The sequence below is a fragment of the Bradyrhizobium sp. genome (genome assembly GCF_022844465.1).
GTDB lineage: Bacteria > Pseudomonadota > Alphaproteobacteria > Rhizobiales > Xanthobacteraceae > Bradyrhizobium.
Genome location: NZ_JALHLP010000009.1, coordinates 125,852 through 138,562 on the forward strand (window position 1 = coordinate 125,852; position 12,711 = coordinate 138,562).

Here is a 12,711-nt window from a genome sequence, read left to right on the forward strand (position 1 = left end):
CCTTCTCCCACAAGGGGAGAAGGGAAGAGAGCGCGCCGACGAGCAACGTTCGTTATGGGTTCGGTTTAAGCCAGCACACCCATGATGTCGCTCTCTTTCATGATCAACAGCTCCTCGCCGTCGAGCTTGACCTCGGTGCCCGACCATTTGCCGAAAAGCACGCGGTCGCCGACCTTGAGGTCGATCGGGATCAGCTTGCCGGCCTCGTCGCGGCCGCCCGGACCGACCGCCGTGATTTCGCCCTGCGAGGGCTTTTCCTTGGCGCTGTCGGGAATGATAATGCCGCCCTTGGTCTTTTCCTCGGCATCGATGCGCTTGACCACCACGCGGTCGTGCAGCGGGCGGAATTTGGACTTGGCCATGAAGTTCCTCTTGAAGTTCCTCTGGGAGGTTTGGTTTCAGGTCTGCTACGATCGAAACTGGCTGTGGATGCCAGGCTGCGCGGCTGGCCCGTTCCTTAGCAATCTCCGTATTTGAGTGCTAAACGTTCGGGAAATATGGCTTGGCACCGATCCTGTCAAGCAAAGTTGGATTAAGTCCTTGGTGAGGCCGATATAGGATGCTGGCAAGGAAACCAAATCGGAGCCGCAGCGTAATTAGCGGACGTCATTGCTCCGGCAGGCGTTTTGCGGTTGGCTGCTTGACGGGAGCGTTCAGGGAATTGCTCGGGGGAATGCGATGATCAGGTCACGTAACGCGCGCACGGTTGCCAATCTGGCGATCGTATCGGCGCTCGCGATATTCCTGGGGGCGTGCAGCTCCATGAGCCTGCCGTCGTTGTCGGGTTCGACGCCCGAGCCCGAGCCGGGCGTTGCGCCTGAAATGCCCGCCAGCATCCGCGCCGACGAGATCGTCGGCCGCTGGGGCCTCGCCTCGTTCCAGAATCCCAATGATCGCGCCCGCACCGAAGCTGCGGCCAAGGCCCAGTGCAAGCAGCCTTACGTGATCGGCGCCGGCGCCACCGGCGGCGTGGTCATGCATCTGGCCGACCAGGCAACCCCGCAGGAGCTGCGCCTGAAGGGCAGCCCGAGCGGCAAGAACTATATCGGGCCTCCCGGCCCCGCTGGCGGCGACCAGGACCGCGAGATCGTGTCCTTCGACGGCCGCATCATGGTTACCCGCTTCATCGACAAGGATGCCGCGGTCCGTTACGGCAACATGGTCTACATTCGCTGCGCCGCGCGGGCCTGACCGCGCCGCTTGAGGAATTCTCAACCGCCCTTCAAGAAAAAACCAAGAAGAAACGCCGGCCCTCAAGGACCGGCGTTCTTCTTCCTGGATGAGCTAAGCCCGGGGGTCTCCGGCGGACATTCCCGACCTAATTGAACAGGGCGTCGATATCGTTCTGAGATACGTGGCCTTTGTCGCCGTCGAGCTTCGGGCCGTTGAGCAGCTTGGCGTCGCCTTCGCGGGTATCGATGATCGCGGGCGCGTGCGCCTTGATGGCGTCGACGCCACCCCAGATCTGCATCATCTCCATGATGTGACCCTCGATGAACTTCATCGTCGCCATCACCTTGCTGATGCGCTGGCCGGTGAGGTCCTGGAAGTTGCAGGCTTCGAAGATCGCGACGACGCGCTCCTGAATCTCTTCGGTAAGCTGTTTCTGCTGGTCGGGCGTCCCCTTGGACAGCGCGGTGGCCGCATTGTCGATGGCTTCCACGGCCTCCAGAATCTTCTGGGTCGCCTGTTCGGTGCCGCCGACCACGGCGCCGAGCTCGCCATTGACCTTGGCCATTTCGTCGCCATCGAAGCTCGTGCCATGCAGCACGGCGATCTCGCGCTTGGTGCGGTCGATGGCGCCGTGGATGAGGTCGAGTTCGATCTTGAGCTTTTCGCACTGCTCGATCTGGGCGCGATAGGTTTCCAGCAGCGCACGGGCCTCGGCGACCTCGCGCGCGACCTGTGCCTCGTTGGTGATCGGCCCCGCAGCGCGGGCCTGGCCGCCCGCTGCCATTTGCGCCCGGATCGCGCGCAGCTCGGTCATGATCTCGTGATGCGTCAGGCTGGGTTCATCGCCTTCGTCAGCGGCGGGCGAGGACAAGGCCTGGTCGCCCCGGATGGCCTGTTCGATACGAAAGCGCTTGCGACTTACCGACATGAGATTTTTCCCGCCCCTTCAATGTCAGTGTTCTATACCGACGTAATTTAACGCGAGGTTCACGCGGGAACGGATTGTGGCGTCGGCTGCATGTGCGCGCACACCAGCGGTTAACCATGAGCTTGCGGCGTTCACGCAAAATAAACGCTACCGGGCGAATCCGCCCGGGCATTGCGACGTGGTGAATCGAAACGCCGTTTTCGTTTACCAAACCGATCAGGTTTGCCTTGTAGTGATCGCGTGCTGCGGCCTCGTCCGGCCGCCGCGAACCCGCAGTGACGAACAGTGCAGAGTACGTCGATGTCCGGAAAACATTTCCTTGCGCTCCTGGCGGGCGCCTCCTGCCTTTGCTTCGCCGATCCGGCCGCGGCGATCGACGTATCGACGCCGGGCGGGCCGGCGGTGATTTACGCGCGCCCCGCGGCACATCCGGCGCCGGTGCGGATGGCCTATGCCCAACGCTCGCCGCTCGGCGGCGGCTTCATCGAGTTCCTGTTCGGCGATCCGATGCAAGGCGGGCGCTACCAGCAACAGCCCTCCTATCAGCAGCAGCCCGGCTACGGTCATGACGGCCGGCGCCAGCCGCTGCCGCCGATGGATCCCGGGCCCTCGATGCGGCAGCATCAGGAAGACGACGTGGTGCTGGAGTCGGTGCAACGCCCGCTCGACCCGAAATACGAGAAGCAGGTCGTCGAGTATCGCGGCAGGGAACGTCCGGGCACCATCGTTGTCGATACCCCGAACAAGTTTCTGTTCCTGGTGCAGGGCGACGGCACAGCGTTGCGCTATGGGATCGGCGTCGGCCGCCCCGGCTTCACCTGGTCCGGCGTCAAGACGATCTCCGGGAAAAAGGAGTGGCCAGCATGGACGCCACCGCCGGAAATGCTGGCGCGCCGCCCTGACCTGCCGCGGCACATGGAGGGCGGTCCGGAAAATCCGCTCGGCGCCCGCGCACTGTATCTGGGATCGACGCTCTATCGCATTCACGGCTCCAACGAGCCTTGGACCATCGGCACCAACGTATCGTCGGGCTGCATCCGGATGCGCAATGAAGACGTCATCGATCTCTACGGCCGGGTCGGCGTCGGCGCCAGGGTGGTCGTGATCTGACCGGCTACAAGCGATCGACGTGAGAACGGCCGCCCGGAACGGACGGCCTTTCTTTCTCTGCAAACCGGATCAACTAAAATCGCCGTCGCCGTCGCCGTCGCCGCCGCCATCACCGTCGAACCCGTCGGAACCATGGTCGACGCCGTCTGCTGCGTCGTGCGAGGCCTGATCGAAAAATCCCTGCCGCTGACCACCGATGTCATTGATGCCGGCCTCGCGCGCCAGATCGCCGCCGGCCTGATCGCTCCATGGCCTGCGGTCCTCGATGCCGCCGCTATGGCCCGCGGTGTCGCCGAAGCCTTGGTTGTTGCCGCCGCCCATCATCGAGCGAAAGCTGCCGGCCAGCATCGATCCGCCGATCACGCCGACGGCGGCCGCCGCGGCGGTCCCGAGAAACGAGCCGCCGCCGCCGAACGCCGAGGGCTGCGCGCCAAACGGCGGCTGGGCGGAGGCGGGCTGGCCGAATTGTCCGGATGGTGCGGTCTGCTGCATGTTGCCCGGCAGAACCCGGCCGGTGTTCCACGCCGGGCGACCGCCTGATATCTCCGGGGCGCGAACGTTAGGCACCGAGCCGTGCTGCGGGGGTTGCCCGAAAATCGCCTCGCGCATCGAATCGAGGAAGCCGCCAGGTTGGTCCTGCGGTCGGTCGTGCTGGCCCGTCGCCGCTTCCAGCTCCTGGATCCGCTGGTCAGCGCGCTTCAGCGCTTCATCCTGAACCAGCGTGGTCTGCACCAGCGCATAGACGGCGTTGGGCGATTTTCGCAGGCCCTGCATGATCGCCGACATCGCCTCGGGATCGCGCGGCGCGCTCTCCAGCCTGGCCAGCCGGTCGAAAAGATCGTCAACCAACTGGCGTTCTTGCGGTGTCATGGCTCTCTCCGTCGATCGGCATCGATGCACCCGGAAGATGTAGTCGGGCTTTGTGTCGCAGGTAGTGGGTGGGCGGATTAAATTTCCGTAGGCGACAACGCCGCCACCGGCTTGCCGCGTCGTTTCAGCCCAGCGTAACCCCATTCGCCGCCAGCAGCGCCGGGAAATCATCGCCGGCGAGAAACGCGTGCTCAGCCTCGCGCTGGACGGTGAGGGGATCGAGGCTGGCCAGCGTCTCGTCGACAAAGCCGGGATGGCACATGACCAGCCCGCCTTCCGGTAATCCCTCGATGAACTGCCGCATCAGCAGGCCGAAATCGGGAGCCCTCGAAAAATCATAGGCGCCGGCAAAGGCCGGATTGAAGGGGATGCCGGCTTTGGCGGCGCGGGCGCGGAATTGCGCGCTGAGGACGTCGAGCAGCAGCGCCTTGGGCGCGCCGAGCCGCTTTGCCGGCCTCTGTCGCCTGCCACCCTGGCGGACCCAGGCGTCGGGCGCCGCCTGCTTGACCGCGCGCAGGAAGGCGTCGCGGACGCCGGGAAACAGTTGCACGTGCTGATGGCCGTCGACGAAGTCGGGTGCGCGGCCGAGCAGGTCCTTGAACGCCGCGAGCTGGGCCGCCAGTTCGTCCTCGATCATTTCAGGGTCGAGCCGTCGCAACAGGCCCAGCCGCAACAGTTTGGGAAACGGCGGGAACAGGCCGCCGTCCAGCGGCCGGAAATGCATCGTCAACGGCCGGAACGGTGCCGTCAGGGTCGCGTGCAGGCCGATGGCGCAGCGCGGGCTGGCGGCCGCGACTTCCTGCAGCGCGGCGATTTCGGCGCGGCCGATCGCCGGGCCGACCATCATCACCGAGGTCGCATTGAGGCGGGCCCGGCCGATCAGGTCGCGAATGGCGCGATTGACGCCCTCGGCCAGTCCGTAATCGTCGGCGCACAGCCAGATCCGGCGCGGCGGCGCGGCCGCGATCATTCGGCGGCGGTCCGCTCGGTTTCGCCCGGCGCCTGTTCCGCGTCCGCGCGCTTCTCCGCGTGCTCGGCGACGAAGTAGATCGGGCGCGCCTTCAGTTCGGAGAGGATCTTGCCGATATATTCGCCGACGATGCCGATCATGATCAGCTGGACGCCGCCGATCGTCATCAGGCCGACCACCAGCGAGGGATAGCCGGGGACCTGCTTGCCGGTGGTCCAGGTTTCCCAGACGATGGTCAGGCCGAACAGGAATGCGCCCGCCGCCAGCAGTACGCCGAACAGGCTGGCAAAGCGCAGCGGCGCCACCGAGAACGACGTCAATCCCTCGATCGAAAGGCCGATCAGCCGGCCGGGGCTGAAGGTCGTCACGCCATGCGCGCGCGGCGCCGGTTCGTAATCGACGCGGATCTGGCGGAAGCCGATCCAGCTTGCGAGGCCCTTGAAGAAGCGGTTGCGTTCGGGAAGCTGGCGCAACGCGGCGACGGCGCGCGGTGACAGCAGGCGAAAATCGCCGGCGTCCTCGGGGATCTTCTGCCGCGCGCCCCAGTTGATCAGCGCGTAGAAGCCATGCACCGCCTGGCGGCGCAGGAATGATTCATTGTCGCGATTGGCCTTCGCGGTATAGACGACGTCGTAACCGTCGTCGATCCAGTGGGCGACGAGTTTCTCGACCAGATCGGGCGGATGCTGGCCGTCGCCGTCCATGAACAGGACCGCGCCGCGGCGGGCGTGGTCGAGCCCCGCCATCAGCGCGGCTTCCTTGCCGAAATTGCGCGACAGCGACACCACCTGGATGTCGAGCGCCTCCGCCGCCAGCGCGCGGGCGATCGCCAGCGTGGCGTCGGTGCTGCCGTCGTCGACATAGACCACTTCGCTGGCAAGGCCGTAGCGGCCCTTGAGGGTGCGGGCAAGGCCGATCAGCCGCCCGTGCAGCCCGGCAAGCCCGGCCGCCTCGTTGTGCAGCGGCACGACGATCGACAGGCCCTGCGCGGCGGCGCTGGCTGCGGTCGTCGACAGGGCGGAAACGTCAGCGCCGAGCGTCATTCGGTCGGATCCCAAATCATCCAGGACACAGCATCCCAACAGCATATGTTACACGTCGCAAGCTGTCGCGACGATGAACGAAACCGCCGGCTCATGGCCGCAGGAAGGCCTCGAGCCGGGCAAAAAGCGGATTGTCGCGGTCGAGCACGTAGTCGAGCGAGGCGACCGACACCGTATCGGCGCCGTGTTCACGCAGAAAGCTGCCGAGCGCGTAGAGCCGCGCCGGCGGGCAGTGCAGGGTCAGCATGCCCGAGGAAGTCGGCCCGCCGAACGGGGCGACCACGCCGAACCGGTTGTGGGCTTCCGCCAGCAGCGCGTCGTTGCAGCCGGCAAACCGGGTGCGGACCTCGCGATACTTGCTGGCGCGCGCCCGCGCGGCGATGTGATCCAGGATCACGCGCGCGGTTTCCCGCGCCTCGCCCGACCAGTCGGCATCTCTGGCGGCGACGAGGTTGGCCTGGCTGCGCAGGATCACGCCGTCGTCGAGCACCTTCAGTCCGTTGGCCGCCAGCGTCGCCCCTGTCGTCGTGATGTCCACGATCATCTCGGCGGTGCCGACGGCCGGCGCACCTTCGGTGGCGCCGGCGCTCTCGACGATGCGGTAGTCGACCACGCCGTGCGAGGCGAAAAAGCCGCGTGTCAGGTTGATGTATTTGGTCGCGACCCGCATCCGCCGGTTATGCTTGGCGCGGAAGCCGGTGGTGACGTCGTCGAGATCGGCCATGGTGCGGACGTCGATCCAGGCCTGCGGCACCGCGACCACGACATTGGCGCTGCCGAAGCCGAGATTGTCGATCAACAGCACGCGGGTGTCGGCGTCGACGATGCTCTCGCGCAACAGGTCCTCGCCGGTGACGCCGAGATGCACCGTGCCCCGCGCAAGCTGCGCGGCGATTTCGCTGGCCGAGAGATAGGCGATCTCGACATGGTCGAGGCCGGCGATGGTGCCGCGATAATCGCGCGCGCCGCGCGGCTTGGCGAGCGCCAGGCCCGCGCGCGTGAAGAAGGCCTCGGCGTTCTCCTGCAGACGGCCCTTGGAGGGAACGGCGACAACGAAGGGGGCGCTCATGCCTGGCTCCCTGGCGCGGCCGGCCTTGCCGACAGTAGCGCCTCGATCCAGACCGAGAAGCCGACAGCGGGAATCGGCGTGGCCGCGCCGAGCTGCGTCATCAGGCCGTCATAGCGACCGCCCGCCACCAGCGGTTCGGCGCCGTTGCCGACGGGGTTTCCGGCGCTGTGCAGTTCGAATTCGAAGCCGGTGTAATAGTCCAGCCCGCGCCCGAACGCGGTCGAGAAGCGCACCAGGCGCGGGTCGATGCCGCGCGCGGCCATCAAGCGGACGCGGCTTTCGAGCTGGTCGATCGCGTCAGCGAGATCAAGCTTGGCGTCGGCCGCCAGCGCGCGCAACTGCGCCACCGATTCGCCGGGGTCGCCGGCGATGGCGAGAAAGCGCTTGATGATGGCGAGCGCGTCGCGCGGAAGCGCGCCGCCCTTCAGCGTCGATTGTTCAAGGAAGCGGTCGGCGATTTCGGCCACCGTGCGGCCGCCGACATTGGTGGTGCCGGCGATCGACATCAGGTCGGTCACCAGCGCCAGCGCCGCCTTGCGGTCGGAGCCGGCCAGCGCGGCCAGCACGCCCTCATATTCGTTGCGGCCGGGTCCGGTCGACAGCGTCAACCGCTCGATGTCCTGTTCCAGGCTGATCTTGCGGTTGAAGTCCTTGATCAGCCGCCGCCGCCATACCGGATAGAGATCGAGCGCCTCGATCAGCGCAGTGAACAGCGCGACGTCGCCGGTGCGGATTTCGATGTTCTTGACCCCGAAGGCGGTGGTGGCTTGCAGCGCCAGCGCCAGCATTTCGGCGTCGGCTGCGGCGCGGTCCTGCCGGCCAAAGGATTCGATGCCGGCCTGCACAAACTCGCTGGGGCGGCCGCCGCGATACCGGAACACCGGCCCGAGATAGCTGAAGCCCGCAGGCGCTCCGGCGCGGCCGGAGGCAAGATAATCCCGCGCCACCGGAATGGTGAGATCGGGACGCAGGCAAAGCTCGGCGCCCGAGGCGTCGGTGGTCAGATACAGGCTCTTGCGGATGTCTTCGCCGGAAAGGTCGAGAAACGGCTCGGCCGGCTGCAGGATGGCGGGCTCGGCATGGATATAGCCGGCCTGCGCAAACGGCAACAGCAGCGCGTCCGCCCAGGCGGCGGATCCGGCGACAGTTCGAGCGGCGGCGTTTGCGGTCATCTCAGGTCCAACCATCCGGAAAAACCCGGGTTCCAGGCTCTGTTGGCGCCCGCCTTAGCATGGCCGGGGCAGGGTTTCGACAGGGATCGGCCGGCTGGCTTAACGACAAATCGGTTAACGCCAAACGGATCAACGGACGCGGCCCTAATCGTTAAGCCGCCGTTTGCTATCCCGGCGTTTTCCAGTCGCCGCGCGAGGCCTGCACCAGCGCCAGCGCGGCGACGCCGGCGGTGTCGGCGCGCAGGATGCGCGGCCCCAGCGAAAGCCGCAGCGTTGTCGGCTGTCGCAGCAGCAGCGCCCGTTCCTCCTCGGCAAACCCTCCCTCGGGGCCGATCAGGACGTCGATTCCCTTCGCGGCGGTTAACCCTTGTTGCAGCGCCTGCAGGGGATCATGGCGCTCGGCCATCTCGTCGCAGAACACCAGGAGGCGCTCGCCTTCGCGTCCACCCAGGTAACGCTCGAGCGTCACCGGCTCGGCAACTGCAGCCAGACTCAGGATGCCGCATTGCTCGGCGGCTTCGATGACGTTGGCGCGCATCCGCGCGCCGTTGACACGCGCGACCTGGGTATGGCGCGTCAGCACCGGCTGCAGCCTGGAGGCCCCCATCTCGACCGCCTTCTGCACCATGTAGTCGAGGCGGGCGTGCTTCAACGGCGCAAACACGTAGGCAATGTCGGGGAGGCGGTCCTGCGGCCGGGTCGGCGTGGCGATGCTCACGCTGTCCGGCCGCTTGCGGCCCTCGATCCGCGCCTGCCATTCGCCGTCGCGGCCGTTGAACACCAGGATATTGTCGCCGGCCGCGAGCCGCAGCACGTTGCCGAGATAGTTGCTGTGGTGGCGTTCCAGCGCGATTCGCTCACCCTCCCGCAAGGGGGCGTCGATGAACAGGCGGGGGGCGCGAAAATCGGGTTCAGGCATGGCAAGGTTCCGTTCGGCGGCGCGTTTTAGCCGAAACAAGTTGTTTTCGGGCAATTATTGCTGCCCTACGCCGCGCTGTTGCCCCATTCCGCGGGTTGTTATGCGCCCCCAGCAATCGTAAAATGTCGTGTCGCAAATCGTGCTTCGATCCGAACACGCCGGGCCCCGCTGGACCTTGCCGGAGAAACACCCTTGATGATCCGCCGCCTGATTGTGCCGCTGTCTATCGTCATCGTGACCGCTCACGCGGGTTACGCCTTTGCACAAGGCACGTTTCCGGCGCCGCTACCCGGCCAGGGCGCCGCGCCCGCCGCCAGCGCCTCGCCGTTTCCGCCCGTGAACGCCGCGGCGCCGGCCGCCTCTGTCGGCGCGCCGTCGGCGTTCCCGACCCAGGGTGCCGCGCCGATTCCGGGCGGCGGGTTCGGCGGTGGCGCGCCGCCGCCGCAGGCGGGTGGCGCCGCGGACGCCTGCATGAAGGGCTTCCTTCCCTTGCGCGAGGAGGCGGAGAAGCGCGGCAAGCTGATCAAGGCCGCCAGCGACCGCAAGGCGTCGCCGGATGAAGCCTGCAAGCTGATCGGCAATTTCGGCCAGGCCGAGATCAAGATGATAAAATATGTCGAAACCAATTCGGCGAAGTGCGGAATTCCGCCGCAGATCGCCGACCAGCTCCGCAACGGCCATAAGAACACCGAGAAGATGCAGAAGCAGGTGTGCGGAATCGCGGCGCAGGCGCAGCAGGCGCGGCCGGCCGGTCCGAGTCTCAGCGAAGTGCTGGGGTCTTCGGCGGCGCTGCCCGAGGCGCAGCCCAAGAAGGGCGGCAGCACGTTCGACACGCTGAACGGCAACGTTCTCCAGCGATGACCCCGCGCCGATGAGCGAGGCGACCGCCCGCGTCGCCGACGCCACCGGCAACTGGGTCGATACGCATGCGCCGGCCTGGTCGAGGCCCTACTTGCGGCTTTCCCGTTTCGACCGTCCGATCGGATCATGGCTGCTGCTGCTGCCGTGCTGGTGGTCGGCGGCGCTGGCCGCCGGCATCGCGCGCGACCTCGCGCCATTGCCGCTCGTGCTCGCGCTGTTCTTCGTCGGCGCCTTCGTCATGCGCGGCGCGGGCTGCACCTGGAACGACATCACCGACCGCGATCTCGACGCGCGCGTCGAGCGCACCCGCTCGCGGCCGCTGCCGGCCGGCCAGGTCAGCGTGGCGCAGGCCTTCGCGTTTCTGGCCGTGCAGGCCTTGATCGGGCTTGTCGTGCTGCTGCAGTTCAACCGCTTTGCGATCCTGGCCGGCATCGCCTCGCTGGTGATCGTCGCGGCCTATCCGTTCATGAAGCGCATCACCTGGTGGCCGCAGGTCGTGCTGGGCCTCGCCTTCTCCTGGGGCGCGCTGATGGGATTTGCGGTCACGCTCGGCCGGATCGACCTGACCGCGCTCGCGCTCTACGCCGGCTCGATCGCCTGGGTGATCGGCTACGACACCATCTACGCCCATCAGGACGCCGAGGACGACGCGCTGATCGGCGTCAAGTCCACCGCGCGCCTGTTCGGCGCGCGCACCCATCGCGCGCTTTCGATTTTCTATTCGCTGGCCGTGCTGCTGATCGGCGCGGCGCTGGCGCTCGCCGGCGCGCGCTGGCCGGCCTGGATCGGGCTGCTCGCGTTCGCCGCGCATCTGGTCTGGCAGATCAGGCGATTGGATGTAAGCGATCCCGCGTTGTGCCTGCGAATTTTCAAATCCAACCGCGACGCCGGACTGTTGCTGTTCGCGGGCTTGCTCGTCGATGCCGTGATGCGTTCGGTCTCGTAGGCTAGGCAAAGGCGTACTTGCGCCGTGCCCACCGTCAAGCATTCTGCTCGTGAGGGCGCGCACGCTACAGCTCCGCCTACTTCCGCTTTCGGCGGCATAGCGGACATGGCCGGACTTGCTGCCGGTTCGACCCGGTCGCGAATGACCCATCGCTGCACTTGGTGCAGCGCACTGACACGCCCGAAGTTGAGGGCAGAGCGGGCCCGCTGGGATCGGTCCGAAATGGCGCTTTTGTAGAGGATGGTCTTGCGCGCCTTGCCGGAGCGGTTGGGCGAGGGTCCGTGCCAGATCGCGTGCGGCAAGACGGTGGCGTCCTCGGCCTTGCCCAGCAGCGGCACAGCGCCCGGCATCTTCGGATCGCGGGATACGCTTGGTGATGACCGGCCAGGGCGATGGGTCTATCCTGGCCTCGTTGTCCCTTCGTCACCGGCGCCCAGTTCGGCGCAGAGTTCGCCCATACGCAACTCGCCCTCGCGCGTCTGTCCGCCGATCTCCAGGAACCGGCGCATGTTGGCCTTGGCGCCCGCGGTGCGCAGGGTCTGGTCGAACAGATAGGCTTCCTCGAACAGCCCCTCGATCAAGGGGCGGTCGGACTGATTGACGCTCTGCTTGGCGAGACGCACCGCCTCCGCGGGGAATGACGCGATGCGGCGCGCAAGCTTCTCGACCGCCGGGCCGATCTCCTTCGCCTCGTAGATGCGGTTCAGATAGCCCCAGCGCTCCGCGGTTTCCGCGTCCAGGTCGTCGCCCGCCAGGATCAACTCCATCGCCCGCCCGCGCCCGATCAGCCGAGGCAGCCGCTGTGTGCCGGTGCCGCCGGGCAGGATGCCCAGCGGGACCTCCATCTGGTTGATCTTGGTCTTGCCGCGCACCCCGAAACGCATGTCGAACGAGGCCGCCAGTTCGCTGCCGCCGCCGCCGACCCGGCCTTCGATCTGGGCGATCACGACCTTGTCCATGGTGCGATAGCGCTCGCACATGGCGTGATAGGGCTTGATCTGCGTATCGCGGCGGGCCGGCGTGTCGGTCGGGCGCTGCAAGATCGCGGCCACGTCGAAATGCGCCAGGAAGAAATCCGGATCGGCGCTGCGGAAGACCACGACCGTGAGGTCGGGGTCCGCCTTCAACGCGTGCGAGAGCGCCTCGAGCTCCGCCAGCAGGGCCAGCGTGATGACGTTGACCGGCGGGTTGCTGATCGTGACGGTCGCGACCCGGCCGGAGACCGCGACATCCAGGAGTTTGTATTCGTAGGTCATGGCGTTTTCCCTCTGTTCTTGCTGGCGGCATGCCTGCGACACGTGGCGATCCTCTTTAGCAGGGATGCCCGCCGCGGCGAACGCCGTGGCCCGAGGAGCCGGGCCAAACCAATGTCTGGGGCGGCAATGGCGGGCTCAACATGGAATGGCGCACGCGCAACGTGACTCTGTTCTCGGCCGGCGAATATCTGGCGCTGTCGGACAAATCCAACGCCGTCAGCGGCCGCGTGGGACTGCGCGTCGCGTTCTGACCCTCGCGCCTCTGATGTCGCCTGTTGGCACTTTTCGGACTAGCCGACGTTGCCCACGCATGTCCGTTCATTGATGCGAACCGGACTCGACCTTGGTGGTAAGCGGTGTTCCGCGGTCACCTTCCTGATGATGTCCTGATCTG

General features: G+C 66.6%; 13 protein-coding genes. 4 read left to right on the forward strand and 9 right to left on the reverse strand.

Annotated features, from left to right (window positions below):
- Window positions 1-65: 65 nt before the first annotated feature.
- Window positions 66-362, reverse strand: coding sequence for a co-chaperone GroES (locus tag Q0D31_RS15850; protein ID WP_291852798.1), 297 nt, complete (start codon window positions 360-362; stop codon window positions 66-68).
- A 316-nt stretch (window positions 363-678) separates the two neighbouring features.
- On the opposite strand from Q0D31_RS15850, the gene Q0D31_RS15855 reads away from it, so the two are divergent.
- On the forward strand, window positions 679-1,191 hold the full coding sequence (locus Q0D31_RS15855; RefSeq protein WP_291852801.1) for a hypothetical protein: 513 nt from the start codon (window positions 679-681) through the stop codon (window positions 1,189-1,191).
- A gap of 127 nt (window positions 1,192-1,318) precedes the next feature.
- On the opposite strand, the gene Q0D31_RS15860 is transcribed toward Q0D31_RS15855, so the two are convergent.
- Window positions 1,319-2,101 carry a protein phosphatase CheZ gene (locus tag Q0D31_RS15860; protein ID WP_291852804.1) on the reverse strand — a complete coding sequence of 261 codons (783 nt, stop codon included), beginning with the start codon at window positions 2,099-2,101 and terminating at the stop codon, window positions 1,319-1,321.
- A 300-nt stretch (window positions 2,102-2,401) separates the two neighbouring features.
- Between Q0D31_RS15860 and Q0D31_RS15865 the strand changes: the two genes are divergently transcribed.
- Window positions 2,402-3,211, forward strand: coding sequence for a L,D-transpeptidase (locus Q0D31_RS15865; RefSeq protein ID WP_291852807.1), 810 nt, complete (start codon window positions 2,402-2,404; stop codon window positions 3,209-3,211).
- A 69-nt stretch (window positions 3,212-3,280) separates the two neighbouring features.
- Here the strand turns inward: Q0D31_RS15865 and Q0D31_RS15870 are convergent, their stop codons facing one another.
- The 6 genes from Q0D31_RS15870 to Q0D31_RS15895 all read right to left on the reverse strand — a co-directional run bounded on the left by Q0D31_RS15870 (window position 3,281) and on the right by Q0D31_RS15895 (window position 9,254).
- The gene (locus Q0D31_RS15870; protein ID WP_291852810.1) at window positions 3,281-4,081 is read right to left on the reverse strand and encodes a DUF2076 domain-containing protein; all 801 of its coding nucleotides are present in this window, start codon (window positions 4,079-4,081) and stop codon (window positions 3,281-3,283) included.
- Between the two features lie 124 nt (window positions 4,082-4,205).
- Window positions 4,206-5,051, reverse strand: a complete 846-nt coding sequence (locus Q0D31_RS15875) for a ChbG/HpnK family deacetylase (RefSeq protein ID WP_291852815.1) — start codon at window positions 5,049-5,051, stop codon at window positions 4,206-4,208.
- Window positions 5,048-6,094: a glycosyltransferase family 2 protein gene (locus Q0D31_RS15880; protein WP_291852818.1), complete on the reverse strand. Its 1,047-nt coding sequence runs from the start codon at window positions 6,092-6,094 to the stop codon at window positions 5,048-5,050. The genes Q0D31_RS15875 and Q0D31_RS15880 overlap by 4 nt, the downstream gene beginning before the upstream one ends.
- A 91-nt stretch (window positions 6,095-6,185) precedes the next feature.
- A complete protein-coding gene (hisG, locus tag Q0D31_RS15885; RefSeq protein ID WP_291852821.1) occupies window positions 6,186-7,163 on the reverse strand; it encodes an ATP phosphoribosyltransferase in 978 nt (325 codons plus the stop codon).
- Window positions 7,160-8,335 (reverse strand): ATP phosphoribosyltransferase regulatory subunit, encoded by a 1,176-nt coding sequence (locus tag Q0D31_RS15890; RefSeq protein WP_291852825.1) that lies wholly within the window; start codon window positions 8,333-8,335, stop codon window positions 7,160-7,162. The genes hisG and Q0D31_RS15890 overlap by 4 nt, the downstream gene beginning before the upstream one ends.
- 166 nt (window positions 8,336-8,501) lie before the next feature.
- Window positions 8,502-9,254: a 16S rRNA (uracil(1498)-N(3))-methyltransferase gene (locus tag Q0D31_RS15895; protein ID WP_291852828.1), complete on the reverse strand. Its 753-nt coding sequence runs from the start codon at window positions 9,252-9,254 to the stop codon at window positions 8,502-8,504.
- 195 nt (window positions 9,255-9,449) lie between these two features.
- On the opposite strand from Q0D31_RS15895, the gene Q0D31_RS15900 reads away from it, so the two are divergent.
- Together Q0D31_RS15900 and ubiA are read left to right on the forward strand one after the other, a co-directional pair.
- Window positions 9,450-10,115: a hypothetical protein gene (locus Q0D31_RS15900; protein WP_291852831.1), complete on the forward strand. Its 666-nt coding sequence runs from the start codon at window positions 9,450-9,452 to the stop codon at window positions 10,113-10,115.
- A gap of 10 nt (window positions 10,116-10,125) precedes the next feature.
- The gene (ubiA, locus tag Q0D31_RS15905; RefSeq protein WP_291852836.1) at window positions 10,126-11,061 is read left to right on the forward strand and encodes a 4-hydroxybenzoate octaprenyltransferase; all 936 of its coding nucleotides are present in this window, start codon (window positions 10,126-10,128) and stop codon (window positions 11,059-11,061) included.
- A 398-nt stretch (window positions 11,062-11,459) separates the two neighbouring features.
- Here the strand turns inward: ubiA and Q0D31_RS15910 are convergent, their stop codons facing one another.
- On the reverse strand, window positions 11,460-12,317 hold the full coding sequence (locus Q0D31_RS15910; RefSeq protein ID WP_291852840.1) for an enoyl-CoA hydratase/isomerase family protein: 858 nt from the start codon (window positions 12,315-12,317) through the stop codon (window positions 11,460-11,462).
- Window positions 12,318-12,711 lie beyond the last annotated feature (394 nt).